Annotated in this window: 22 protein-coding genes and 1 tRNA gene; 8 read left to right on the plus strand and 15 right to left on the minus strand. The window is 41.1% G+C overall.

The window, feature by feature from the left end; genetic code table 11:
• The first annotated feature begins 551 nt into the window (after positions 1–551).
• On the plus strand, positions 552–1,388 hold the full coding sequence (locus NNJ85_RS06060; RefSeq protein ID WP_254474418.1) for a DUF1460 domain-containing protein: 837 nt from the start codon (positions 552–554) through the stop codon (positions 1,386–1,388).
• A 103-nt stretch (positions 1,389–1,491) separates the two neighbouring features.
• Here NNJ85_RS06060 and NNJ85_RS06065 read toward each other — a convergent pair whose 3' ends face one another.
• The gene (locus NNJ85_RS06065; protein WP_254474420.1) at positions 1,492–2,400 is read right to left on the minus strand and encodes a cation diffusion facilitator family transporter; all 909 of its coding nucleotides are present in this window, start codon (positions 2,398–2,400) and stop codon (positions 1,492–1,494) included.
• A 758-nt stretch (positions 2,401–3,158) separates the two neighbouring features.
• Here NNJ85_RS06065 and NNJ85_RS06070 point away from each other — a divergent pair.
• Positions 3,159–3,977, plus strand: coding sequence for an RNA methyltransferase (locus tag NNJ85_RS06070; protein ID WP_254474422.1), 819 nt, complete (start codon positions 3,159–3,161; stop codon positions 3,975–3,977).
• A gap of 280 nt (positions 3,978–4,257) precedes the next feature.
• Here the strand turns inward: NNJ85_RS06070 and mnmA are convergent, their stop codons facing one another.
• Entirely contained in the window at positions 4,258–5,481 is a 1,224-nt protein-coding gene (gene mnmA, locus NNJ85_RS06075) for a tRNA 2-thiouridine(34) synthase MnmA (protein WP_254474424.1), read from the minus strand.
• Positions 5,482–5,923: 442 nt separating this feature from the next.
• Between mnmA and NNJ85_RS06080 the strand changes: the two genes are divergently transcribed.
• Entirely contained in the window at positions 5,924–6,199 is a 276-nt protein-coding gene (locus tag NNJ85_RS06080) for a DUF1153 domain-containing protein (protein ID WP_254474426.1), read from the plus strand.
• Positions 6,200–6,348: 149 nt separating this feature from the next.
• Here the strand turns inward: NNJ85_RS06080 and NNJ85_RS06085 are convergent, their stop codons facing one another.
• Positions 6,349–6,735 carry a flagellar export protein FliJ gene (locus NNJ85_RS06085; RefSeq protein ID WP_254474428.1) on the minus strand — a complete coding sequence of 129 codons (387 nt, stop codon included), beginning with the start codon at positions 6,733–6,735 and terminating at the stop codon, positions 6,349–6,351.
• Between the two features lie 564 nt (positions 6,736–7,299).
• On the opposite strand from NNJ85_RS06085, the gene ctrA reads away from it, so the two are divergent.
• Positions 7,300–8,001 carry a response regulator transcription factor CtrA gene (gene ctrA, locus NNJ85_RS06090; protein WP_254474430.1) on the plus strand — a complete coding sequence of 234 codons (702 nt, stop codon included), beginning with the start codon at positions 7,300–7,302 and terminating at the stop codon, positions 7,999–8,001.
• 225 nt (positions 8,002–8,226) lie between these two features.
• On the opposite strand, the gene chpT is transcribed toward ctrA, so the two are convergent.
• Positions 8,227–8,865, minus strand: coding sequence for a histidine phosphotransferase ChpT (gene chpT / locus NNJ85_RS06095; protein WP_254474433.1), 639 nt, complete (start codon positions 8,863–8,865; stop codon positions 8,227–8,229).
• 214 nt (positions 8,866–9,079) lie between these two features.
• Between chpT and NNJ85_RS06100 the strand changes: the two genes are divergently transcribed.
• From NNJ85_RS06100 to NNJ85_RS06110, 3 genes are read left to right on the plus strand one after another with little or no spacing between them, the layout of a single operon-like run.
• Positions 9,080–9,676 carry a DUF1134 domain-containing protein gene (locus tag NNJ85_RS06100; protein WP_254474435.1) on the plus strand — a complete coding sequence of 199 codons (597 nt, stop codon included), beginning with the start codon at positions 9,080–9,082 and terminating at the stop codon, positions 9,674–9,676.
• Between the two features lie 27 nt (positions 9,677–9,703).
• Positions 9,704–10,090 (plus strand): hypothetical protein, encoded by a 387-nt coding sequence (locus tag NNJ85_RS06105; protein WP_254474437.1) that lies wholly within the window; start codon positions 9,704–9,706, stop codon positions 10,088–10,090.
• Positions 10,080–10,349 carry a hypothetical protein gene (locus NNJ85_RS06110; protein WP_254474439.1) on the plus strand — a complete coding sequence of 90 codons (270 nt, stop codon included), beginning with the start codon at positions 10,080–10,082 and terminating at the stop codon, positions 10,347–10,349. The genes NNJ85_RS06105 and NNJ85_RS06110 overlap by 11 nt, the downstream gene beginning before the upstream one ends.
• A 326-nt stretch (positions 10,350–10,675) precedes the next feature.
• On the opposite strand, the gene NNJ85_RS06115 is transcribed toward NNJ85_RS06110, so the two are convergent.
• A complete protein-coding gene (locus NNJ85_RS06115) occupies positions 10,676–11,794 on the minus strand; it encodes a DegT/DnrJ/EryC1/StrS aminotransferase family protein (protein ID WP_254474441.1) in 1,119 nt (372 codons plus the stop codon).
• A 49-nt stretch (positions 11,795–11,843) separates the two neighbouring features.
• Positions 11,844–12,800: a Gfo/Idh/MocA family protein gene (locus NNJ85_RS06120; protein ID WP_254474443.1), complete on the minus strand. Its 957-nt coding sequence runs from the start codon at positions 12,798–12,800 to the stop codon at positions 11,844–11,846.
• A 160-nt stretch (positions 12,801–12,960) separates the two neighbouring features.
• Between NNJ85_RS06120 and NNJ85_RS06125 the strand changes: the two genes are divergently transcribed.
• Positions 12,961–13,037, plus strand: a tRNA-Met gene (locus tag NNJ85_RS06125).
• Positions 13,038–13,674: 637 nt separating this feature from the next.
• Here NNJ85_RS06125 and NNJ85_RS06130 read toward each other — a convergent pair.
• The 9 genes from NNJ85_RS06130 to NNJ85_RS06170 all read right to left on the minus strand — a co-directional run bounded on the left by NNJ85_RS06130 (position 13,675) and on the right by NNJ85_RS06170 (position 24,783).
• Positions 13,675–14,670, minus strand: a complete 996-nt coding sequence (locus NNJ85_RS06130) for a phage late control D family protein (protein WP_254474891.1) — start codon at positions 14,668–14,670, stop codon at positions 13,675–13,677.
• The gene (locus NNJ85_RS06135; protein ID WP_142416575.1) at positions 14,670–14,924 is read right to left on the minus strand and encodes a tail protein X; all 255 of its coding nucleotides are present in this window, start codon (positions 14,922–14,924) and stop codon (positions 14,670–14,672) included. The genes NNJ85_RS06130 and NNJ85_RS06135 overlap by 1 nt, the downstream gene beginning before the upstream one ends.
• The gene (locus tag NNJ85_RS06140; protein ID WP_142416576.1) at positions 14,921–15,391 is read right to left on the minus strand and encodes a phage tail protein; all 471 of its coding nucleotides are present in this window, start codon (positions 15,389–15,391) and stop codon (positions 14,921–14,923) included. Before NNJ85_RS06140 ends, NNJ85_RS06135 begins: the two co-directional genes overlap by 4 nt.
• Positions 15,392–15,402: 11 nt before the next feature.
• Entirely contained in the window at positions 15,403–17,736 is a 2,334-nt protein-coding gene (locus NNJ85_RS06145; RefSeq protein ID WP_254474445.1) for a phage tail tape measure protein, read from the minus strand.
• Positions 17,737–17,867: 131 nt separating this feature from the next.
• Positions 17,868–18,281 carry a hypothetical protein gene (locus NNJ85_RS06150; RefSeq protein ID WP_254474447.1) on the minus strand — a complete coding sequence of 138 codons (414 nt, stop codon included), beginning with the start codon at positions 18,279–18,281 and terminating at the stop codon, positions 17,868–17,870.
• A 9-nt stretch (positions 18,282–18,290) separates the two neighbouring features.
• Positions 18,291–18,809 carry a phage major tail tube protein gene (locus tag NNJ85_RS06155; protein ID WP_142416579.1) on the minus strand — a complete coding sequence of 173 codons (519 nt, stop codon included), beginning with the start codon at positions 18,807–18,809 and terminating at the stop codon, positions 18,291–18,293.
• Positions 18,806–20,095: a phage tail sheath C-terminal domain-containing protein gene (locus NNJ85_RS06160; RefSeq protein ID WP_254474449.1), complete on the minus strand. Its 1,290-nt coding sequence runs from the start codon at positions 20,093–20,095 to the stop codon at positions 18,806–18,808. The genes NNJ85_RS06155 and NNJ85_RS06160 overlap by 4 nt, the downstream gene beginning before the upstream one ends.
• 183 nt (positions 20,096–20,278) lie before the next feature.
• Complete coding sequence (locus NNJ85_RS06165) at positions 20,279–21,625, minus strand: Bgr_08870 family protein (protein ID WP_254474451.1); 1,347 nt, start codon at positions 21,623–21,625, stop codon at positions 20,279–20,281.
• Between the two features lie 14 nt (positions 21,626–21,639).
• A complete protein-coding gene (locus tag NNJ85_RS06170; RefSeq protein WP_254474452.1) occupies positions 21,640–24,783 on the minus strand; it encodes a DUF4815 domain-containing protein in 3,144 nt (1,047 codons plus the stop codon).
• Between the last annotated feature and the right edge of the window lies 1 nt (position 24,784).

The following is a 24,784-nucleotide window of genomic DNA, read 5'->3' on the forward strand; positions in this document are numbered from 1 at the left end:
ATAAATTTCACATATAAAATAATAACAAAGTAAAAAATTTAAAAAGAGTCAAGATAAAAAATATAAAATTATTTCTTACTTAGTATATAATTATCGAAGTATAAAACTTACTTTTTTACATTAAATGAACAAATATTCATGAGAGAAAATTATGAATAAAGTCTCCGAAGATATAGAACATCCTAATAATTTTAGAGACATTATATAGTCTTCAAGAAATTATAATTGACTTTATCAATCATTATTCCCCCCACTCATACCACACCTTTCAAAAATCGCAATTTTATTGAATAGCTCAGAGATCCTATAATCATTAAAACATTACAAAAGATAAGCTCTTAAAAATTTTTCTCATCCTCAGGAATATACGATAAGATTAAAAAAGCATCATCAGAATAGCTTAACACTGTAAAAACGGATCATATTTATTGAGGCCATCAATGATTATATGCTATTATTAAATCCGATAATGATCTAACGAATCAACATGAGGCAATACCCCTTTTAGTGAGAGTTGGTCATGAGCTGTGAATTTAAAAATAGTGTATAAAATGCGAAAAATATCCCTATTAATTCTCACTTTAATATTCGTGACAGGATGTGATGTTCAAAATTCCGATTCACAAAAGGGTATTTTAGAAAATAAAAGAGAAAGCCAACAAACAACCAACATAGAGCTAGATCCCTACACTTTAAATAAATTAAATGCTCTTCTCAAAAAACGTTCAGAAATAAATGACCCCGAAAAGGGAGCCCTGATTGATTTTTTTTCTAAAGCTTTTTTAGGGACACCTTACAAAGCAAATATGTTACAGGGCTCAGAAAAGATACCAGAAAAACTCATTATTGATTTTAGAGGCTTAGATTGTTTCACGTATCTAGATTATGTTGAAGCATTGCGCAAATCAACATCCCCAAAAGAATTCATTAATAACGTCATAAGAACGCGTTACATTAAGGGTAATGTTCATTTTTTAAATCGAAAACATTTTTTTACAGACTGGGCCTATAGAGAATATAAACGCGCCGCTGATATTACCGCTGAAATAAGTCCTCATGCGGTGAGCATAGAAAAATACCTCAATAAAAAAGCTGATGATGGAAACTATCTTCCTGGACTTCCTGTTGTAAAACGCACAATAACGTATATTCCAAGTAACTTCGTTAATGAAGAGGTTATAAGCCGTTTAAAATCAGGTGATTTCATTGGCATTTATACAAAAATTGCAGGATTAGACGTGACACATGTGGGGTTTTTTATCATGACGGATAAAGGGCCAATGTTACGCAATGCTTCTTCACGAAAAGCAAATGAAAAAGTCGTTGATTCCCCTTTTATGGATTATGTTGCAAAAACACCAGGAATCATTGTTTTAAGGGTTCTTTAATAACATCACAGCAATAAGAAAAACATATTTTTTTGTAAGAATAAATAAAGTCAGATATGTTATGATTGTTATCTCATAAAGTATTTTATATAAATGATACCTTTTATATAAAAGGTATCATCGTTGTACCGGGAGGCAATTTTGCCTCATCTTCAGGTTCGACATGAATAGAAATACGCACATTATCAAATTCTTTTTGAAGAACACCTTCAATTTTATCACAAATTTTATGGGCTTCTCCGACCTGCATGACAGCTGGCACAACCAAATGAAACTCTATAAAAGTAACCCTTCCAGCAACACGCGTGCGTAAATCATGGATCTCAAGTGCGCCATCTGCATTGGCAGAAATCAGCTTACGAATCCGCATGGTTTCATTTAATTCAACGCCAACATCCATTAATCCTTGAACAGCATTCCTAATCACCTTCCAGCCCTGTAAAAGAATATTAACAGCAACGATTATCGCTAAAATAGGATCTAAAACGATCCAGCCCCCTAAAAAACCAGCAATCAGACCAATTAAAATTGTAACCGAACTAAAAACATCCGTTATGAAATGCACGCCATCAGCTTTAAGAGCCGGTGAACGATGGCTTTTTCCTTGCAAAATAAGAATCATTCCCCACATGCAATTTATAACAGTTGCAACAAGATGAATAACAATCCATATTCCGGGTTTCTGCAATAATTTAATGGTAGAAAGCGCTATCCATGCTTCTCTTAAAATAACAGTTGCCGCGATAATAATGAGAATTCCTTCAAGAATCGCAGAAAAATATTCCGCTTTATGATGCCCAAAAGGATGATCATGATCCTCTGGCTTCATACTCACTTTAACAGCCCACCATGCCGCCAATGACGCAATAATATTGACGATTGATTCTAATGCATCAGAATAAAGTGCAACCGACCCTGTGATGTGATATGCCCAATATTTCAAAGCAAAAACAATACACGCAATAAAAATAGAGTATAAAGTTAAACTTTGTATATTGATTTTCGCATTCATGAAAACTGTCCTTTTCTTCACGAGAAACAAAGAATAAAATATTTTCAACCCTATAACGATATTTGTGACATGTCGCCAATATTTTCTCAATATTACAGAAGCTACCATACACTAAACGCCTCAACGTACCCTTGTTATCACAAAAATTCCCCAATTACACAGACATCAGCAATAAAGGATAAAGAGAACAAGGTATAAACACACAGCTTTTCCCAAGAATAAATAAGCAAATCCCCTTCATGAATCGTCTTCTGAACAACTTAGAGCCATCTCACGTTTTAAGAACGAAAAAACTGCTTTTGCTCAAATGCATCATAAAAACGCATTCCTTTTCACATTTTATGATGTGCATAATGGCCCCATCTATAAGCATCTCTCACTTTAGAAAAAATGACTGAGCACTCCTATATACTTTTACAGCTTAAGGAAATTGTAAAATATAATTGCCAAAAAACTTAGAAAAAGAAAAAGACTTATGGCCCCCAAAAAGAATCTGGGCATTGGGGACCCAGATTCTTTTCCCTTATAATTAAGGGCATACAGAACTTGGGAAATAGCGGGGACCCAAGACACTGCACCCGATACGAAAACAAAACTTATTATCCCGCATCAGTATCCTCACAATACACTTATTTGTATAGACCGTCAATATAAATTCTACCATAAGTTTTAAAATAATATTTTTTATCTCTTTTTTTTAAAAATAAAGCAAATTCTAACAACTGGAAATTGAAAGAAAAAAGCATTAAGAATCTCGCATGCATTTAAATATTACAACAATTGACGAAACAAATGACCCACGCCTAAAAGACTATCGTAATATCCGTGAAAAAGATCTTGTTGGACGACAACAGCAATTTATTGCTGAAGGTAAAATAACGTTGTCCGCATTATTGCATTCGAAAGAATTTTCTCCTCTCTCGCTGCTTATCCTAGCAAAACGCCTCCCTGGACTTCTACCGCTTTTAGAAAAAACACAACCTCGATGTCCCATTTATTGCGTTTCACAAAAAGTCATGGATGATATCACCGGTTTCCATGTTCATCGTGGTGTTCTGGGTATCGGTAAACGCAAAACGCTCCCATCATTACAAAGTTTTTTACAAAATCTTCCAGAAAAAGCTTTGATTCTCGTTTTATGTGGTGTCTCGAATCATGATAATATGGGGTCGATTTTTCGTAATGCGGCAGCCTTTGCCAGTCACGGCATTATTGTCGACAAGACCTCTTGCGATCCACTTTATCGCAAATCAATCAGAGTTTCTGCTGGCGCTGCTCTAAAAGTACCCTATACGCAAAATGCTAATATAAATGACATTATAACTGCTCTAAACGATGAAAATTTTCATCTTTATGCACTCTCTCCTTCTGCCTCACACACGCTCAAGCAAGCAAACAAAACCAAAAGAATAGCCCTTATTTTTGGAACAGAAGGTGATGGCTTACCACCTCATATACTACAACAATCACAAGCCTTACGGATTCCTATGACTGATGGCTTTGATAGCCTCAATGTTGCCACAGCCTCAGGGATTGCCCTCGCCCATTTTACCGACTTTGAACACTCAAGACGATAAGATTTTAAGTTGTAACAAATATCCAATGATGTGCGTTCTTTGCCAACCCTAGAAGTTACTATCCCCTCGCATTTGAGAGCATTCATCAAAGACATTTTTACATTTCTTTTTAATCAACTTCCCCACCACAAGCCCACTTGTCCAGCCCCCCCCTTGTAATGTGCAAAGACATGGCTTTGATGGATTCAACCATAAAAAAATTGCACTGAGAAAGATTTACACAAGTCTTTCATTCAAATTGAAGGATAAAATTATCATTATAAATTAATTTACTATCTTTTTACGAAGCTGTTGTTTTCAGTTCAGGGGAAACAGAATCTTCTGTTTCAAGATTGCACAAAACACGCTTCAACATCATTTCAATGTCAGCCGCACGCTCTGAACGTGTTACAAATCCTCCCCCAAGAATACGCGCCTCATGACCATTTCCATCATAAAGAACGCAAGCTTGCCCTGGTGCCACACCATTTTCACATTCCAACAAATCAACGGAAAAAATACCTTCTTTATAATGTAAACATGCAAGGTGAGGCGGACGCGTTGAACGCACTTTAACAGCCACCTCAATACCTTGAGAAGGAAAATTATCTAACGACTCATCACCAAGCCAATTCACATCCCGTAAAAAAAGCTTATGTGTTTCTAACATTTCACGCGGACCAACAATAACACGGGCATTTTCCACGTCGAGATAAACCACATAAAGCGCTTCCCCTGTTGACACCCCAATACCACGACGTTGACCAACGGTATAATTAACAATCCCCGAGTGTTTGCCTAAAATCTTTCCATCGATATGAACAATAAAGCCAGGATTAGCGGCTTCTGGACGCAGCTTTGCGATAACATCTGAATATTTTCCTTGTGGAACAAAACAAATATCCTGGCTATCATGCTTATTGGCAACGACAAAGCCCATTTCTGCAGCCATTTCGCGAACGCGCGCTTTTGGAAGATCACCAAGGGGAAAACGCAAATAATCAATCTGTTCTTGTGTTGTTGCAAAGAGAAAATAACTCTGATCACGATCATTATCGAGAGGACGAAAGAGGGCTCGATGTGCCCCATGAGAACGGGAACGAATATAATGTCCCGTTGCCAAAGCATCGGCCCCCAATTCACGAGCTGTTGCTAATAAATCAGCAAACTTAACTGTCTGATTGCACGCAATACATGGCACTGGAGTCTCTCCATGAGCATAACTTTCTGCAAAAGGATCAATAACAGCTTCACGAAAGCGTTTCTCATAATCAAGAACATAATGCGGTATTCCTAACGTTTCTGCAACACGACGCGCATCTTCAATATCTTGTCCCGCACAACACGCCCCTACCCGATGCGTTGCAGCCCCATGATCATAAAGCTGCAATGTAATGCCAATGACATTATACCCTTCCTTTTTTAGAAGACCTGCAACAACCGATGAATCAACCCCCCCCGACATTGCAACAACAATGCGAGAATCCTTAGGTTGTCCTGGTAAATCAAGACTGTTCAAAAACATGTATTCATTCTCTATTTAGTGCTCTATTAATGGATACCCATATGTTAACATTCTGATGCGCGCTTCTTCAGCACTTTTATGCTATTGCCACTTTTATACTATTGATTGTCTTTATATTATTTTTTTATCTTTTCCACAACCATAGCATCATTTTCTTAAAAACAGCTGTAAATAAAAAAGAGTGATGAAATAAGGCATAATAGTAATCATTTGGGAGAAATCAGTTGGAAAAATCATTGAGGAAAAATTTTTTCTCTTTTTTCCAATCTAGCAAAATAAAATCTGGCAAAATATTGCAAGAGGCGCTTCTCCACAATTCGCTTTAGCCTCTTTTTACACGCTCAATCATTTTATTAATTTTTTCTTTCAGCACGTTTAGCTCTTTTTTAAATTTCATGCTCTATAAACGAATCAAGTCCTTGACGAGAGGTAGAGGATACGAATGACCAATTTGATAAAAACACAAATGAAATATGTTATTGGGCCAGATGGAAGTCCACTTACAATTGCCGACCTACCGCCACAAACAACACGGCGCTGGGTGATTCGCCGCAAAGCTGAAGTTGTTGCGGCTGTCAGAGGTGGATTGTTAAGCCTTGACGAAGCGTGTCAACGTTATACTTTGACTGTAGAAGAATTTCTTTCATGGCAAAGTTTGATCAATGAACACGGCTTAGCAGGATTACGAACGACCAAGATTCAAGATTACAGGCATTAAGTTGTCACTGATCATGATTTGATAACATAAAAGCACTTTGATAAAAACAGCCAAATTTGACAAAAGTCTGGCTGTTTTTATATTATTTTTAAAAGTTAAATCTAAAAAATTGATTTTTCAATAATTATTTTGATTCCCCAATAATTGAATTAGCCAGCCATTGAATTAGATCGAATTAAAATATCTTCATCATCCGCGGCAGTCTTTTTTTCTCGTGCTTCCAAGAGCTGTGCATGTTGCAGCTCTGTATGAGCTTCATGAAGAGCAATTTCAGCATTTGTCTTTTGCAGTTGTAAATCACGAATGGAATTGAGCAAATTATCACGTCTTTGCCGAACTGCACGCGCAAAAGCAGAATAAGCAAAATGGTGAACATCACTGTTTCCAGATTTACGTTCTTCATGAGAAATCTGTGTTTCCAGTTCTAACACCATTCGTTCAAATTCTGCGATCATCATTTCAAGCTGTGCAATTTCACGGCGCTTTCCACGCACTTGAAACATCCTCAATCGCACCATATTTTCCCGTGGCTTCATACTCACTACTCCTTGATTGCGTCAACTCAAAACACGCATTCAGACTCAATTCATATCGTTTTAGTTATATATCTAACCGAAAAAACAAACCTTTAACGAGACTATAACTTTGCTCTTCCTTTAAAGCATCTGCAAACACACCTTCTTTAAAGAATCATAACTATTTCTTTCTTTTTCCCTCCCACTATAAAATGAAGAGGTTTAAAGCTCCGTAAATAAACACTGAAATTGTAAAAAAGTAATTTATAAGACTTTTGTACAAGATTTTTTTTAGATTAAAGTTTATAGAAAAAGCCCTTCATTTTTTATTATGTTCAAAAATACGCGATTTTTTTAAAATAATTTTGTAGCCTCTTTTAAAAATAACAATATTTTGTTAACCACTATCATGGATAGTGAGGAATTTGGTAGTGATTGTTACGCGTACTACTAAAATATTCATAAACGCTTTATTACTAAGTGTTTGATTTCATGAATTGTTTTTATAAACAGTTGGTAAAATCACTGTTTATAAAATAGAAATGCTCCTTGTGATTCGTAAAGGAGCCAAGTGAGGGATCTAAAATGCGCGTATTATTAATTGAAGATGATAGAGCGGTTACTCAAAGCATTGAATTGATGCTAAAGTCAGCCAATTTTAATGTTTATATCACTGATTTGGGTGAAGAAGGTATCGATTTAGGAAAACTCTATGATTATGATATCATTTTGCTTGATCTAAATTTACCCGATATGTCAGGGTACGATGTCTTACGAACTCTGAGATTGGCAAAAATAAAAACGCCTGTCCTTATCCTTTCTGGTATGAATGCCATTGAGGACAAGGTTCGTGGTTTTGGCTCTGGGGCAGACGATTATATGACAAAACCTTTTCATAAGGATGAGCTTATTGCGCGTATTCATGCAGTTGTTCGTCGTTCTAAAGGACATGCACAATCAGTTATTGTTACCGGTGATCTCACCGTTAATCTTGATGCAAAAACCGTCGAAGTTGCAGGACGCCCTGTTCACTTAACCGGTAAAGAGTACCAAATGCTAGAGCTTCTCTCTTTGCGCAAAGGCACAACACTTACCAAAGAAATGTTTCTCAATCATCTCTATGGTGGAATGGATGAACCAGAGCTAAAAATTATCGATGTTTTTATCTGTAAACTACGGAAAAAATTGGAAGCAGTCTCTTCTAGTGCAAATTACATTGATACCGTTTGGGGACGTGGTTATGTCTTGCGTGATCCAGTTGAAGAGAACGTACGAAAAACCGCTTAAGCAGTGAAAATATACATTGTAAAATCTCGGGGTGTAGCGGGCCGAGATTTTTCCCGATATTTTTTTCTGTCACAAATAAAAAAACTCGCACACAAAAAATCTCATATAGAAAGTGCTTAAAGCTTAAGAAATAACCACACTCTATTCGCAAATATAATTTTATCGCTCGTAAATTTGATCGAAGTTTCTTTTTCCCCAATACGGCTTAAGCGCTTCTCTCTTAATTCAGAGCTTTTTCACACTTTCTAAAACAATACAATGATCCCTTTCATCAATATTTATTTTCATCTCTGTCATTTCAGCAAGTAACATTGTGTAATAAAATTGGATGACATGTGCATCAATAAGCTCTTCTTTAGCTTCTCCATGATATAACGCAAGAAAATGTGGAGGAATACGAAGAATTTCACCCACAATTTCAAATCGAAAAGAATGTTTATTTTCCTCTTGCACAATCATAACAACAATTTCACCTCCACGAGAAACTGTTGCATTTGCAATCAATAACAAATTCAGCAAAAGTTTAACTTCATCTTTTTGTAACAAAAGAGAGGGAGCCTGCCATTTTAAAGTTGCTTTTTCTTGCCGCATATATTGTTGAGCAACCTGCTCTGCAGCACGTGTATCTATTTGTCCTCCACTTGCACCAGCAAAACCAAAAGCCAACCGCGCAAATTGTAGACGTGCAGAAGCACTCGCAACGGATAAACGCACCAATTGCAAAGCCTCTTCTTCAGCGCCTCCCTCGTCATAAAGCTCCATTGCATTTTGAATAGCCCCCACAGGTGAAATTAAATCGTGGCAAATACGACTACAAAGCAAAGCAGCAAGATCCATAGGCTTCAAAGAAATAGCAAACATCATACGATTGAAAACTCCTAAATTCAAAAAACAAACTTTATTTTAAAGAAAAACTCTTAACATCTGATGCATAAGAGAAAACATTAACAATCATGCTAAAAAGTTTTCAGAAATAAATTCAAGAATTTAAATAACCTTACATCTTATTTTTTATTTGAATAGAATGAGAATCCTAATATTATCTTTTTGTTTGTCACTAATAAAAGGAGAAAACTCTATGGCTCTCTCTCTGCTAAAATACTGGTACAAAAATATTATATCTTTAATCTTCCTTTTATTCGTCACCATAAACACTACACATGCTCAACTAAAACCGATAGAGCAAAGCGAGCCTCATTATTCACTTCAAGAAATTATTGATTCTGGTCATATTTTTTTTGGAAAAACAACCAGTGGTTTAGCGATCGCAATTCAAAATATTTTTTCACAATATGGCTATCCCAATGCCTATATTTTAGGAGAAGAAGCTTCGGGTGCCTTTTTTGCTGGATTAACCTATGGCGAAGGAAAAGTTTTTACCAAAAGTTATGGTCAGCATAAAGTTTTTTGGCAAGGTCCTTCAGTAGGCTGGGATTTTGGTGGCCAAGGTTCTCGTCTCATGATCTTGGTTTACAATCTTAAGAGCATAAATAATTTATGGGGACGCTATGGTGGTATTTCAGGTTCGGCCTATTTAATTGCAGGGGTTGGTTTTCATGTGCTCAAATACCATGATACCTTGTTAATCCCAATACGAACTGGAATTGGTGCACGTCTTGGTATCAATATAGGATATTTAAAATTAACACCGAAACCGACATGGAATCCGTTTTAAACATCTTCTTATTTGAAAGGGGGTATTATGCTTATTCAATCGTTTCTTTTTTTTATTCTTGGGGTTGCCACCACTTCTTGGTTATTAGTTCTTTTATCCCCTCTTATTTGGCGTAAAGCCGTTCATTTTGCGCATAAAGATGTTTGTGCACAACTTCCATTATCACTCACGGAAATACAAGCAAGCCACGACTTTGTCCGCGCACAACATGCTGTAGAATTAGCAAAAAACCAACAAAAGTACGAATCTTTGCAAAAAAAATACGCCCAACAAAAAATACACTTGAGCCAAATTACAGAACAACTTTATCGGCTATACCTCCCCGCACAAAACACTTCTCCCAAAGAATCAATCGCCATCAAACAAAATATTGTCAACACAAACATCTTCACAGGAAAGCAAAATGATGCGTGAAAAAATTGCACACTATCAGCAACATTTACAAAAAATCCAAACTCATGAGCTTGATATAACGGCTAACCACCAACTGCTAGAAGAATTCCGTGAAGAAACAAAGGACCTTGCAGCAACATTAGCAGCTCAAATAGCGCTACAGGAGGGGCATACATCACCCATCAACACATTGATTCAAAAGTCCAAAAGTAAAAATGACCTCGCATCACGTATTCGCAAAAAAATAACTTATCTCTCCTCTAAAAGCCCCGTTAAATAAGTTATCTCTTAAAACACCTTCAATGAAGAGTAAAATCGATAAAGGTTCATTGTAGCTCTCATAATCCAAATGCCTTTTATTAAACGTGACTTTCTCGCTAAACTAAAGGAAAAATTTCTTACCCTACACCGATTTGAAAAAATTCATCCCCTTATCTAGCGATTCCATTTGCTTTTCATATCACCGCTTTAAAGGACAGTATTTCATGAATCCTAAAGGCAAATAACACTTAAAAAATATTCATCATACATTCTAACAAAAAATACCTTCTAAGATGGACCACCCATAAAGCTTTTACCATAAGTTTTAAAGATAAAAGCATGCTCTCAAGCGTGATAAAAATCTCTTATTTTTTGGATGATCATATCCTGATCCGTTTGCGCCAAGTAAGGATGCATTGGTAAACTTAACACACATTCTCCTAAAGACTCTGACACAGAAAGGGAATCTTTTACATAAGGAAAGTGTTTATAAGCTAGCTGTTGATGTAAAGGAGTTTTATAATAAATCATGGTAGGAATGGAATTTTTTTGCAAGAAATCTTTTAATTTATCACGCTCTCTTACCTTAATCGTATATTGGGCATAAGCAGAACGAATATTTTCTCCTATTTCTGGAACTGTAACAGTATCTCTTAACCCATTGGAATAACGTTGAGCAACGTCTACACGCTTTTCCATTTCATCTTCAAAAATCACAAACTTTTCGAGTAAAATTGCAGCCTGAATACTATCAAGACGTGAATTCATACCAATCCGTACATTATCATATTGTGTTTCACCTTTCCCATGAAACAAAATAGAGCGTAAAAGTTCTGCTAAATCATCATCATTGGTGATCATAGCACCTCCATCGCCATAACACCCTAATGGTTTTGCAGGATAAAAACTTGTGGCCGCCACGTCACCAAAAGCACCACACATCGTCTTACCGCTTCTTCCACCCATAGCTTGAGCAGCATCTTCAATGACAAACAGATTTTCCTTTGCCGCTATTTGAGCAATTTGCACATAGTCAGCAGAAAGCCCAAATAAATCAACAGCAATAATAGCCTTTGGCTTTAGCCTTCCCTCTTTTTTAACCATTTCGATAGCGTGAGAAAGTTTTTCAACATCAATATTAAATGTATCGGGTAAAACATCCACAAAAACAGGCTCAGCCCCCACCAAAGCAACGACTTCAGCCGTTGCCGAAAAAGTAAAGCTAGGACAAAACACAGCATCCCCTGGACCAATATTTTTAGCCATAAGAGGCATCTTCAAAGCATCTGTTCCATTAGCACATGCAATGACATGTTTAACGCCAAGATACTCAGCCAATTTTTCTTCAAACTCTGTTACTTTTGGCCCCAAAATATACTGACCACTCGCGACCACATGCGCAATTGCAGAATTAATTTTATCTTCAATACGCGCCCGCTGCGCCCCAAGGTCGATGAATTGCATATTAACTCCATTGATCATCACAAGAATACAAAAGCGCTACTTATCTCTTTTATTTATCATAATTGACACCAGCAGCTGTTAAAATCCGTAAAACCGCAATAGCATCATCACCATTTGTACGAGGCAATTGACGCGTTTGAATACAATAAAGAAAATGCCGTAATTCGCAAGTAAGGGGCAAATCTTCACACACATCAATGTAACTCAGCTTATCCATGCTAAAAGCCCACTCTTGATTCTCTTTCCAAACGGCAAAATGGTGCATTGCCAATTTACGGCTCCACGGTTCCATATCATCAAAAACGAGCATAGCCTTTGTCCCAACAACAGTTAAACACCTCTCACGATAAGGGCTCAAACGTGAAGCAAAAAGATGACTACGTACACCATTTGGAAAGGTCATATGAACATGAGAAAAGTCAGAAATCTTATCAACGACAGCAGCCCCCTCACCGCGAATTTCGGAGGGCTCACATCCTGTCAACGCTAAAATCATTGAGAGATCATGAGGGGCGAGATCCCATAAAGCATCACTGTGTGTGTGAAATTTTCCAAAGCCTAATCGATGAGAGTAAATATATCGCACCTCCCCCAATTCCCCGTTCTTCACCAATTCACACATTTTTTCAAAAGCCGGATGGAAACGTAAAATATGGCCCACCATAAAAACCCGCGCATAGTCCTTAGCCTCCTGAATTTGGCGTTTAGCATCAGCAATATTCAAGGCTATTGGTTTTTCCACCAAAACATCTTTGCCATTTTTAACAGCACGCAGCACATTTTGCGTATGAAATTGTGGCGGCAGTGCTAATACGAGCGCATCAATATTTTGATGAGTGAAAAGATCATCTGGTGGAACAACCTCTACACCATACATCGCAGCAAAATTGGCAGCACGATCAGTATTAATATCAGAAACTGCTGCTAAAGCCCCAAGAGAGTGGAGTGTCCGTATATGGTTTTCACCCCAATGACCGCATCCTAAAACCGCTACACGTGGCACCATTTTTATGCCTTACCTTACGTTATCTATAAAATTATACTTTTACATATCGAGGATAAAATAGAATGACAAGAGAAAAGCTTAAAAACGATGCTTGACATCTCACTATTCTACCTCTTATATCCGCAGAAGATATAATTATTTGCACTTGTAATTTTATTTTGGCGGAGTAGCTCAGTAGGTTAGAGCAGAGGAATCATAATCCTTGTGTCGGGGGTTCAAATCCCTCCTCCGCTACCATTTTTTTCACAGTTGTTGTAGCTTGTGTAGCTTGCCAGCGTTGTATGTAGTTTGACTGTAGTTTGACAGTAGGTTTTGTATATTTTGCCACCAGGTTTTGTACCAATTTATTTTCTTTAAAATGATTTTTAAGGGGTTCTCAAAGGGTCTTCAAAGACCTTTCAAAGATCATTTTAAGCCTCTTTAATGAGTCTTATTTTTCTTCTCTTAAAGGTCGCAATTTCTGATGATCAGTCATGAGCAAGAATCGCATTAAAAGAATCGTATTATTTGAGAAGAAGCATGCATAAAATGGTACCTTTTCTTTAGCATAAACTGCGTGACAGCTTTTCGGTTTTCTGAGGCATTATTAAAAAACAAAAGAAGCTTGGAAAAATTCGGTCATGTTGACCGTATTGCACTTCTATATGCAATTGCGCAATGTTTGCACTATTACTTGTTTGAGGAATTGGGTAAACATTACCCTATTGCTGGCCTCATGCAATTGGATCAACTTGATCCTATTGCTCCTTTAAGGTATAGGGACAACTTGTCCCAATTGCTCTCTCCCACCCAAAGCGCAAACCTTGTACTTTAATCTCAAGAAACATCACCATCGATCAAAGGGACAAGTTGTCCCTTTGATTTTCTGTTCTGATCAAGTTTCCCTTTCTCCTGTTTCCTTTCCTTGATTTAGCGCTTCTAGGGTAATTTCTGTGATGTATCCGCTTTGCTTTTCATAGCGATGGGTCACGGTTGCAGCATGCCATGGGCCATTGATTTCGCCTCGAAACCCTTGAAGCAAAAGCGGTTGCCCCGCCATGATTTCAGGGCGCCCCTCAAGGCTTAAAGAACCACTACCCATGGCTCGACAAAGCCTATCCGACTCAGAAGCAGCCGCAGCTTGTGCTTGCTGCTTACAAGGGTAGCACGTCCGCAGACGGCGAATGGGCCCCGTATACCCTGTGCGATGCGTAACAACGTGCTGTTGCCCTTTTGCGCGATCAAAATACCGTGCTTCTATCATGCCATATTGGGTGCGTGGCTCGAGACTAAACTCCCAATGGGAACACTCCTGTTGATGAATTGTCTGGAGGGGGAGATTGTCCCCGCTTAAAAATAAAAACTTATTGTCTTTGATCAAAAAACGTGCCTGCATCCGATCAGCAAGCCGGGTTAAAAAATCAATCGCCGATTGATCGGTGCGCACCACATAAGGCAAGGTTTGTTTGGTAAATTTGGGACTGACCTTTGCTTGATAACCATGACGTTTGGCAAGGCTCTCAACAATCTCAGCAATGGTTTTATGATCAAAATGCTCACTCGCCTGTTCTTTGATCTCTGCACGCATGGAAGCGCTTTTGCCACAAAGGCGCAAAATCTCTCCATCACTGCCCCCACAACTGGTCACCGTCTCCACAACAAAACGCCCCATAAAGGCACGAATGCTGTTCTCATAACCAAAGGTGACATGGAGCGCAGTGTTACTGGAGGGGATCTCTAAATCATTGCCGCTATCATCAAATTCCGCCTCGAATGTATCGGCTTCATTACCCGCATTGTCTGTGATGGTTGCCGTTAAAAGACGTTGGTAAAAAACTTCATGAACAAGCTTCTCCCCTACCCTCACCTCAATAAAGGGATGTGTGCGCATTAATCCCATAGCCGTTTGACCACGCTGTTTTTTTCTTGGGAAATAAATTCAGGTAAAAGAACCTTTAAGCCCCGCGGCAAAAAAGCATCATACCCCGCAATCTCTGGATTAGCCTCCAGTGTGGCTTCTAAATAACCTTTCAGTAAACCAGCTTGCCTCCGGTCTCCTAAAACAGACAAGGCATGGTGATAACAAATGAGGTCTAAACTCATATCCTCTAGTTCGACCACAAGCTGTTTTGCGGGGATCTTCATGAGGTATCCTCCTCTTGCCCCCCTTGGTATTGCCCTATTTGATATTGACCTTGTGGTTTTCCCCCATCAAAAAACGGCAACAGGCTAATGGAATAGCGAATACGCCCCGATTGACCAGAGCGGCTAATATAGTCATGGTCTTTCGTGACACTGGTAATCACCACGGATCCAAGCATTAAGGCACTGTAGCTATCATCACTCATCCAACGGATCATCTGAACGGGTTGAGCCGCACGTATGGTTCTGGTGATGGCATCAATGGCAACCCGGTCACCAAACTCTTCTGGAAATAATACCCCGTGGATGGTTTTGGGATCATTGCCATAGCCGGTAAATTGCAAACCAGGGGCCCCACCAAAACGCTCTAAGCAAACCCATGAGGCAGAGAATTCCTCTTCAAAAGATTGGAAGTTCAACCAGTCCACATAAAATTGATGCGGTCCCAACATCAGCAAAGGATCTTGCATACTCCCTCCCCTTATTCTGTTCCGCCATGCAAGGCATTGGCCCCTGCCCGTTGCAAGGCATGACGAACCGCATAACCAGTTGCAATAGGATCACGCGCGCCATTGACATGCACCGTGACATTTTGATTGTGCGTAATGGGGACGCGTTCTTTGTCTTTTGCTTCTGTGAGAGGCGCATTGGCACGACCAGCCCCCGAAAATTGCACAACAGGCTGAGGCGTTTTGCCTCCTAAAAAACTTGGCAAATAATCTCTTACATCAATCGACCCAATCCACCCCTTTATGCGGTGAGGTAAAGATTTACAAAAGTCCGTCAATTGTGAGATGGTGCCCATAAAACCATTAACAATCCAACTCCCTAAATCTTCTCCGGCTTGTTCCATGCTTGCCTTGGCACTATCCGTGAGCTTTTCTTGAGAGAAAAAACGCTTCAACCACCCCCAAAAATTGGAAAGGCTTTGTTTAATCCCCTCCCACAAATCTTCAAAGCTTTGAGCAACAAAGGAAAGTCCTTGTTTAAACTTTTGCCAGTGGGCAGAAAAATCAAAGGCAGAAGCAATGATATTCTTCCAACGGGTGATGGTGCTGGTATCAGCACCAAAAAAACGCATGACAGCTTCAAAGGCACGACCAAAAGCGCGGATTAGCCCCCGTGCAAATCCTTTGACAAAGGAAGAAAAGCGATCCCAATATTTCCACAAAGCAAAACCAGCAGCCAATATGACAGCCACAACAGCAGCAATCAGAGCACCGATTGGGGTAAATACAGCCCCAACAACAGAAGCAATACCTGCCCCAACCACTTCGATCGCTGTCCCTATCCAGCCAAAAGAGGCAGCAAATGCTGTACCTGAAATTGCGATCCCTCGCAAAGCTCCCATCAATAAAGTCATGGGGCGTAAGAGTCGCAGTGAACTTGCCCCAAGACCTGCAGTTAACAAGCCCAGTGAGCGCCCTGAAGCCAAGAGCCCGCGCCAACTTGCCTTCAGCGCACCACTAACAGCCCTCATCTTGATAAAAGAGGCAATCAATTGCAGGACCCCAAGGCGGGTTCCCGCCATGGTAAAACGTACAACCCGCAAAGCAATATTAAAAGCCATAAGGGCGGCAATGGTTTTGATGATCACACCGGTTAAAACAGGGTGTTCATTAGCCCATGCCATCAGAACGTTTAAAAAACCACCAACAGTTTCCATTAAACTGTTGACAGGAGGCAGAAGCACTTCACCAATGGTAACCCCTAAAGCCACAATGCGGTTTTGTAACAGTTCAAATTGCCGCATGGCACCGGTTGCTTGTTTATCTGCCTCTTGTTCGACAGAGCCTTTAAAGACTTTTGGGTCTTCAACAAACTTTAAGGCTTGCCCTACCAATTCGGGGTTACCCACCAGTTTGGCAAAATCCCCAGTAAAGTCGCGTCCTGCAATGGCAATCAGTGAACGCATCCCCTGTTCGGATTTGCCCAACACATCAAAAAAACGCACCAAGGTACCGGTGGCATCTTTCTCCAAATCTTCCATAAATTTTTGACGAGAGAGACCAATATTGGTAAAAGCATCTTCAATATGCTTTCCTCCCGCCTGAATACGGGCACTGATAGAGTTAAAACCACGTGCTGCACTCTCTGGGACAATCCCAGCAGAAATCATCGCCGTCCCAAAGGCCGCCGTCTCACGGGCTGTCAGTTTAAACATGGTTGCCGCTCCGGTCGCCCGATTGGTAAAATCAGAGACTTCACTTGCCTTGGCCGCCATGTGGTTGGAAAGATGGTTGATAGCATCGCCTAAATCTTCGATGCCTGCTTGATTAAGTTTAAAGACATTGCGCAATTTGGCAAAGCGCTCACCAATCTGATCCCCCGTCATATCAAAGGCGACCGCTGCTTTGGCGGCATAAATACTAAAAGCCTCGAGATCTTGTTCACCAATCCCTGCTTGGCTGGCACTGGTCATCAGTTCTAAAACTTCACGAGCGGCGAGAGGAATTTTGGTGGAGGTTTCAAGCGCAAAACGACGCAATTCTTTTAAACGATCAAGGGGGGCATCCAGAACCTTTTCCAAGCCTTTCATCGATTGATCAAATTGCATGGCTTTATAAAGAGGCGCAATTAAGGTTGCGGTTTGGGCAACAGCCCCCACCATGCGCCCACGCGCATGAATATAAGCATTTTGCGCTTTTGCTGTAGCTTCCTCCAAGTGCTCAGGGTCAAACCACCCTTTAAAATGCTTTCGTGTTTGGTTTTGGAAATGCGCAATATCGAGGCTAAAAGCTCTTAAGTCTCGCTTGGCAGAGGCGATCCCTTCTTGGAGATGATTCACAAAACGCACAACAAGGGAAACATCCATAAGCGTATCTCATCCTAACATTTGGCTTTCATATTCTTGTTGTTTCAAGCGCACTAATTCTTCGCGATAGGCAATCACTTCCAGCCAATCCATCTGATTGATCTCTAGAGCCGACCAGTGGTAATAAAGAGCTAGTTCGGCTCCAAATTGTCCGGCATAGGGGATTGGTGTTTGAGAAAAAAAGCAAAAAAAACCTTAAACACGGCCACAACATCAACAATATCAAGACGATTAATCAGTTCAACAGATTCATGAGACATCTCTGCCAGAAGCGCGGCGATTCCTTCCATGGCTTCATGGGTGAATAAAGCCTCACAAAGTTTGGCAATGAGAATATCATTGCTCAAAGGTATTTTATCTTCTTCTACAGCGGGCAAAAGTAACTTTGCCAACTGTGGTCCCATCAACACGGCTAATTGGCGTGCTTGCTTGAAGTTTGGGCGATAAAAGGTCAATTTGTGCCGTGTGGATTCTTTGCCATCCTTGTCTTGATAGACAAGGGGAACCTGCAATTCCACAGCAACACTTGTTTGTAAACTGGTCATGATCAATTCCTATAAATTAAGTATAGCGCGGCGGCGTCCACCGATCTCTTGTCCATTGCGCACCAGCCAACCGCCTCGTTTAAAGGAAAAGCGGTGCAAAACAGAACCATCCCAAAATTCCGTATAGTCCCAGATATTTTTGATCTCACAATCATAGCCTGTGGCTTTTCCAGCCGTTAAGCTTTCGCTATCGACTTTGACCAAACGCCCCGTGACATCAATGGAATGTTCATGCTCGCGTCCATCTTCTTCAGACACCACATGTTTTTTGCCGGTAAATTTATGACGAAGACCAGGAGGCCCCCCAAAGATGCCGATGATTTCGGGGGTATGGCTGTGGATCTTCATTTGTAAGTTTAAGGCTTTCACACCAAGACCACTCACATCAATTTGCATATCAGAGCCCCCTGGTTGATAGGTTTCAGTGATTTCTTCTAAAGTTGGAAGTTTGAGTGTTTCAAGATCAAGATGAAGGTTTACATCATCATCAACAATCAGGGTAAAACCACGAACAATTCTTAAAGTCATGCGTTACTCCTTGCTGCTTTGCGATAGGTATCAAGCGTATCACCAAAAGTATGGGTCATTTTATTTTGGATATCTTCAGCGAGCCGATTAAAGTAAGCGCCATTGCGCCGGCTGCCAAAGCTTAAATCTTCGAGAGGAGGGACTTCTTCTGCATCAAATTCCACCCGCAGTTTTCCCAATTGTAAATTGCTGTTGGAATTTAAATCACGGTCAAACCAAACCCGCCCCCCTAAAAGCGCACCGCGCGCAATCATATCATCAAGAAACTGTGTAAGACTGCGGGTAAGTGCAATAACATGTTGACCGGTCAGGTTTTCGTCATTGGCCCAAGGGCGCAAATTGTTAATGATGGTTTTTTCCAAGGCGGCGCGGGTACGCACCACATTGACAAAGCGCCAGAGTGGATCACTCGAGGTGGTGTGATTGCCCCATAAAATACGCCCATTGGCAGCCGGTTGTCCTTGGGAATTTTGGCTAAGGCGGGCTGGAATAAAGGTGGCAATATCAGCTTGATTAAGACGATTAGCCTCATGATCAATTTCCCCATCAAAATAGCTAATGGGGCGCGCTGTGCCTAAAATGCCTTTGACATCTTGGTTGGAGGGAGACCAAAAAACACCCCCTTTTTGTTTATCTCGTTTGATAAACATGGCTGCCACAAAGGGGCTTGCCGGTTTGATACTAAAGCCCCCCTCACTATTTGCTACCCGCACAAAGGGATCAATCAGATAACAAAAGCGTGAGGAGAAATCTGCGCGAAAGGCAAGGCTTTCTTCCGTATTTTTGCCCCCCGTATCAAAAACCGCAATGGCTTGTAGCTTTTCGGCAACCTGTTCTAGAGCATCTGCTAGCGGGTTTTTAGCATTATCAAGGCGCCCTGCACTATAAGCTGGCGCTAAGAGAATTCCAGGTTCCACACCTAAATGCCCTCTAGCATGCGCTAGGGCATGAACACCGGTTAAAGCAACACTTGACCCCACCATTTCGGTTTGTGTTTCAGCAATAGTGGATTTTTCTTCCACCCGCACAAGGATCACTTGTGCCTCAATTCCTTGCGCACGCACGGCGCTAATCACATCAAGGGCTGTGCCTTTTTGCCCAAGCTTTTGGATTTTCTCTGTCTCATGGGTAAAGACCAACACGGGCTCGTTAAGGGGATAGGTTTTTGCATCTGCATCAGGGGCTGTAACAACCGCCCCAATGGCGGTTTGGCTAAACATCTCTAGGGGGCGAGACGCTTGACCATCCTCAATGAGACGAATACCATGATTAAATTCTGTTGCCATTTTGCTCTCCAAATCAATGAAGAGACACTAACAACTATCAACATGCTCCATAAGACTGACAGTGTCAGTCAAAAAAGCCCTTTAAAAGGGCTTTGAAAGAGCGATAAAAGAACTTTAAAAACATATAAATTCTGCTTATACAACAGCTATCCATTTGACTTGCGCTATCTTTGAGTTTTGCATTTAATCTTTCCATAATCTTATAAGAACAGCCCCATCAGCTCCAGCACCGCTTGGATAAAGGTAATAGCGAGAGCCAGCACCACCACCACCAAAGCCACGCCCTGCTTTTCCTGAAGTATAATTGCCTTCCCCACCACTTCCAACTCCACCCCCCCCACCTCTTGATGTATCGCCTCCAGCATCTCCTCCACTTCCACTTATATTGTTTCTTCCACTCGTTCCAGCGTAACCATCTCCGCCTTTAGCAAGTCCTAGATGTTCGTCTGTTGCTAAACCAAAATTTCCACCAATTCCTCCAGCACCACCAGAACCTAAAGAACGAATACCTGCGTAACCACCATTTCCTCCTGTCGCAGTGATAAAATTTTTGCCAACGGTTGTTGTGCCGCCAGAATTTCCTGTCGCACTAAGTTCTGAAACAGAAGTTCCTCCTTTACCAATAGCGATATTCTCATGCCCATTTAAACTGACTTTATAGCCATACCATACTGAACAACCACCTCCGCCTCCACCACCACCCATATATGGATTATTAGTTGTACCACCACTACCTCCACCACCCCAAGCTTGGATCTCAACTTTGGTTTTATCCGTCACCCAGTCTGGCCATTCAATTTTGCCATCTTGCGTATAGAGCAATTCAGCATCAGCAAGTTCAGACCAATTAATGAGTTTATCAATCAAACCATTTTTGATTTTTTTTACTTCTTGCTTGAGGATATCTATTTCTGATTTTGTATAAACAAGATCACCATCGATTTTCAGTGGTCCTTTAAGCGAGCTTCCGCTTGTGCTTAAGTTAGTGATCACTTCACCATTATGGATAAGATTCAGTGATGAGTTTCCCAACAGCTCCAAACCGCCACTCATGGTGACTTTGCTGGTAAACTTGTTGTAACTTTGCCATTCATTGGCTTGTTTTAAGCGTCCATAGCTGGTCAGATCTTCATTGATCTTGGCTCTAAAGTCATCCAATCCTACAATATCTTCTGTTTTATGTTGATGTGCCCCTAACAGAGAGATAGCACTGCCAAAGGTAAAATTATTGTTGCCTAATTTATAAAGCACATAATTGTTGGCAGCATCTTTAGCGCCCTCGATATCGCTTAAATCAGCAAAAGTGAAGGTTTTATCGGCTGGCATTTTGCCATTAAGAGCACTTTCTAACCCCGTCACATCACTCATTTTATGTGCGTGTTGTAAAGGGGCTTTTGCATCTATCTTTCCCTCAACAGTTATAAGGGCTTGATCAAGTTTGGTGAGGTTATCGCGCAAGATTGGGAATTCAGAACTGATAAAGCGTCCTTCTTTGGGTAATTCCATGTCGAGTTTTTTGGTTTTTGTCATCTCTCATTCTCCCATTATATGATACCGGCGCCAAAATCACACACCATGGAGCGTGCAGCAGGTCCACCGGTAAGGGTAAGTTTAAGGCGCGCTTGTCGTGCTGTTTTGTCACTGCTAATAAATTTGCGCTCTGTCCAAAGCGGTTCAGCAAGCTGTTCTGTCTCGTCGAGTTTCAAAGGCGTAAAAGCACCATCATCCAGTTGCATCTCGAGGGTTAAGCAAGAACCGCCCGGTAAAAAGGTTTTGATATAGCTGGTTAATCTTGTCTTTTCCCCAAAGGCAAAAGCCCTTGTGACATAGGTTGCTTTCTTATGAATCTTTCCTGCAATCAATTGCACGGGAGCAAATAACACCGGCGAGAGCTTCTCTGTACCTTTGAGAATAGCGCGAAGCTTGACTTTTTCACTGATATATTCGGTCAGACTGAGCAATTGAAAGGGCAGCAATTGATAAACCGTGCCATTATTGCGTTCAATTTCAAAGATGACAGAACAATCGCTTGAAGGCAATTCAATGGCTGCACGGATTTGTAAATCAGAACAGTCCACAAGATCAAAGCTGCCTAAATCCACGGTTTTTTCTGTTTGTTTGTAGCGGGCTGCCAACACCCGAAACGCCAAGGCTTCATCTTGATGAGCGCTCCAGCTTTTCGCATTCACAGAAGAAAAGCGCGGACCCGTCACATAAGGGTGACTGGAAACATATCTTTGATGTTCTTTATCGAAATCCCCAAGTTTGGCGAGAGAGAGGGAATGATCACCATCATCGGTCTTAATGACAAAGGCGGTGAGACGATCATCGGGCACTAACAAAGGAACAGCGTAGCGTGCGCTCGCCCAGCCGGTTTTAGCGCCCTTCATGGAATAGGAGGTTTGGGCTTGAATATCGGCGGTAGGATAGCCGTTTTCGGTGGTCACCAAATCAATCACGAGATCATGGGCTTGATTGCCAATTTTACAAAGATGGAAATCAATCCCAGTGATTTGCCGTGTTTCATCGGGGGTAAAGACTTGCGCTTGCGGATCATAGGCTGTCCATATTTTTACCGTGGTGGTGCGTCGCATCACTTTTACATCAATCACGCCTTGTCCGGTAAAAAGCCCCGTTGCTGTTGTTCCACCTTTCCCTTGTGCCACAACATTTTTTGTCCCAGCGGGAATGTTTGGAGGAATCTTGAAACTCCCTTCAAGGGTGCCTTTGCTATCGGCACTAAGGCGGCTTGTTGGCAAGACATTCACGCCATCAAAGCTAAGACTGTCCAAGATTTCGCCACTGCCAAAGCCTTCAATCTTAAAGTTCAACGGAATTTGTCTTAAAAAATCGATTTGCTCCCTTGTTGTATTCACCAAATCATCACTGATTTCTGTCTTAACGATGCTTCTCCCACGGTTCCAGCCCATATTGAGTTGATTGGTCACACCAGAGAGCCAATCGGTGCGTTCAACATGCCAAAAGTCTGTCGCGGGGGTCAGGGTGACTGTTCCAGGGAGAGGCGCAAAATTTTGATAAGGATTGATCTTTTCACAAGCGGTTGTCAATTCTTGCGCAATGATCACTTCATTGGTCCAGTCAAGGGTGACAGGGGTGTTCAAGGGGGCAGTATAAAATGTTGGATCAATAGCAAGCTGTAAAATACCGTTTCCCACAGCCCCTGTTTGTTCAAAACCTTCGTCTCTATAACTGTCATCGAGAAAAGGGTCTGCAAACATGCCTTTTTTGGCAACGGGCTCTTTAGAATCCACATTGCTTTTAATGCGTTCTAATTGCATGAGGCGGTCAAGGGAGAGCACCCGTTGAAAATAACGCCACATCTCATCATAGGGGGCAACACGTGTGCCATCATTTTTCACACGCGGTACATCAAGCCAGTTATTGGTAATGGTGGCAAGGGAGAGCACATCTTCAGGAACGCTTGGCGCCATAGGTTGGTCTGCCGAAACCCCTTTGATATAGACAACATCACCTCCTATATTCAGTCCAATACGGTCAATGCGGGGCAATTTGTAAGAGTAATTCACAATAATATCACCCCCCTCAGCACCTCCTGAGACAGTGATTTCTTGTGCTGTGACTTTATCGGCTTTTACACTTGCACGGTATCGATAGGTTACTTTATAGCTACTGCCAGGGAGAGGTTCGTCGCCTACAGGAGCCCAATCAATGGTGTCTCCGGTTTTTTTAAAGTCCTTGCCTTCTTTAAATTCCTTACCTCCTTGCACAATTTTAAGAAAAGCAGTGATACTTTTGTCAGGAACGCCGTCACGCCCAGATGTAATAGCCCCGCGGGTCACGTTAACGGTTTTTTCTTTCGTCAATAAAATAGAATGAACAGCCGCAATGGGAGCGTAATAGGTTTTAAAGGTAAAGCTTTTTTCTTGATTTTTAGGCGCAAAAATATGGGTTTCACTAGGAACTTCGCTTGTTGAAAAGTCTTCTACCTCTTCATGGCGCAAAGCAGCTAAGCGTTTGCGTTTAAAGCCGTTGATATTGGCTTCTCCCTCTTGGATACTGAACACTTGCTTTTGTCCCTCTTGTCCCAAAGCTGTGACACGGCAACCATTCACGATATAATGTCCATGGGCGCGGTCGTACGTCGCAATAGCTTGCATGGCTGGTTCAAGCAGTGAGGGTGATTTTTGATCAATGAGAACACCATCTTGTAAAATGTAAACGGGGTAAAATGTGCCTTCTTGTTCATCATCTTTGAGAGCCCAGACAAGTTTTGCCACCTCACGGGCGGCACCAGGCTCTCCTTCTGCTAAAGACCCCGGAACTTGCCCCAAGAGCTGTGGATCATCCTCATGAGTTACCCAGCTTTTTTGAAGCTTCACACCAATTTCCATCCGTCCAACCATGGAAACATTCTCTAAGACGGCATTTGAGACAGGAAAAATATCGCCGGCGATATAAATCTTGCCCTCTGTTAAAGTGACCGTCTTTGTGTCTTTGTTAACAAAAGCATCTGCTCGTTCAACACGGTCTCCTTCTTGTGCCACAAGGCGCCCCAAACGGTTATGGCGCCCCCTTATGATGGTTTGAACCTCGTTGAGTTCACCCGCTTGCAGAAAAGGGCGCTGTCCATAAAACACAACGCTTTGTTGTTCATCTTTGCCAACGGATCTGTCAATTGCAAAAGGCAAACCACTTTCATGCTTCATA

It is taken from the genome of Bartonella sp. B1098 (assembly GCF_944896145.1).
Taxonomy (GTDB): domain Bacteria; phylum Pseudomonadota; class Alphaproteobacteria; order Rhizobiales; family Rhizobiaceae; genus Bartonella.

What these genes read in the sequence shown, in the direction of transcription:
- NNJ85_RS06060 (WP_254474418.1), top strand. Translation starts at nt 552, where the DNA reads ATGCGAAAAATATCCCTATTAATTCTCACTTTAATATTCGTGACAGGA.
- NNJ85_RS06065 (WP_254474420.1), bottom strand. Translation starts at nt 2,400, where the DNA reads ATGAATGCGAAAATCAATATACAAAGTTTAACTTTATACTCTATTTTT.
- NNJ85_RS06070 (WP_254474422.1), top strand. Translation starts at nt 3,159, where the DNA reads ATGCATTTAAATATTACAACAATTGACGAAACAAATGACCCACGCCTA.
- mnmA (WP_254474424.1), bottom strand. Translation starts at nt 5,481, where the DNA reads ATGTTTTTGAACAGTCTTGATTTACCAGGACAACCTAAGGATTCTCGC.
- NNJ85_RS06080 (WP_254474426.1), top strand. Translation starts at nt 5,924, where the DNA reads ATGACCAATTTGATAAAAACACAAATGAAATATGTTATTGGGCCAGAT.
- NNJ85_RS06085 (WP_254474428.1), bottom strand. Translation starts at nt 6,735, where the DNA reads ATGAAGCCACGGGAAAATATGGTGCGATTGAGGATGTTTCAAGTGCGT.
- ctrA (WP_254474430.1), top strand. Translation starts at nt 7,300, where the DNA reads ATGCGCGTATTATTAATTGAAGATGATAGAGCGGTTACTCAAAGCATT.
- chpT (WP_254474433.1), bottom strand. Translation starts at nt 8,865, where the DNA reads ATGATGTTTGCTATTTCTTTGAAGCCTATGGATCTTGCTGCTTTGCTT.
- NNJ85_RS06100 (WP_254474435.1), top strand. Translation starts at nt 9,080, where the DNA reads ATGGCTCTCTCTCTGCTAAAATACTGGTACAAAAATATTATATCTTTA.
- NNJ85_RS06105 (WP_254474437.1), top strand. Translation starts at nt 9,704, where the DNA reads ATGCTTATTCAATCGTTTCTTTTTTTTATTCTTGGGGTTGCCACCACT.
- NNJ85_RS06110 (WP_254474439.1), top strand. Translation starts at nt 10,080, where the DNA reads ATGATGCGTGAAAAAATTGCACACTATCAGCAACATTTACAAAAAATC.
- NNJ85_RS06115 (WP_254474441.1), bottom strand. Translation starts at nt 11,794, where the DNA reads ATGCAATTCATCGACCTTGGGGCGCAGCGGGCGCGTATTGAAGATAAA.
- NNJ85_RS06120 (WP_254474443.1), bottom strand. Translation starts at nt 12,800, where the DNA reads ATGGTGCCACGTGTAGCGGTTTTAGGATGCGGTCATTGGGGTGAAAAC.
- NNJ85_RS06130 (WP_254474891.1), bottom strand. Translation starts at nt 14,670, where the DNA reads ATGCGCACACATCCCTTTATTGAGGTGAGGGTAGGGGAGAAGCTTGTT.
- NNJ85_RS06135 (WP_142416575.1), bottom strand. Translation starts at nt 14,924, where the DNA reads ATGAAGATCCCCGCAAAACAGCTTGTGGTCGAACTAGAGGATATGAGT.
- NNJ85_RS06140 (WP_142416576.1), bottom strand. Translation starts at nt 15,391, where the DNA reads ATGCAAGATCCTTTGCTGATGTTGGGACCGCATCAATTTTATGTGGAC.
- NNJ85_RS06145 (WP_254474445.1), bottom strand. Translation starts at nt 17,736, where the DNA reads ATGGATGTTTCCCTTGTTGTGCGTTTTGTGAATCATCTCCAAGAAGGG.
- NNJ85_RS06150 (WP_254474447.1), bottom strand. Translation starts at nt 18,281, where the DNA reads ATGACCAGTTTACAAACAAGTGTTGCTGTGGAATTGCAGGTTCCCCTT.
- NNJ85_RS06155 (WP_142416579.1), bottom strand. Translation starts at nt 18,809, where the DNA reads ATGACTTTAAGAATTGTTCGTGGTTTTACCCTGATTGTTGATGATGAT.
- NNJ85_RS06160 (WP_254474449.1), bottom strand. Translation starts at nt 20,095, where the DNA reads ATGGCAACAGAATTTAATCATGGTATTCGTCTCATTGAGGATGGTCAA.
- NNJ85_RS06165 (WP_254474451.1), bottom strand. Translation starts at nt 21,625, where the DNA reads ATGACAAAAACCAAAAAACTCGACATGGAATTACCCAAAGAAGGACGC.
- NNJ85_RS06170 (WP_254474452.1), bottom strand. Translation starts at nt 24,783, where the DNA reads ATGAAGCATGAAAGTGGTTTGCCTTTTGCAATTGACAGATCCGTTGGC.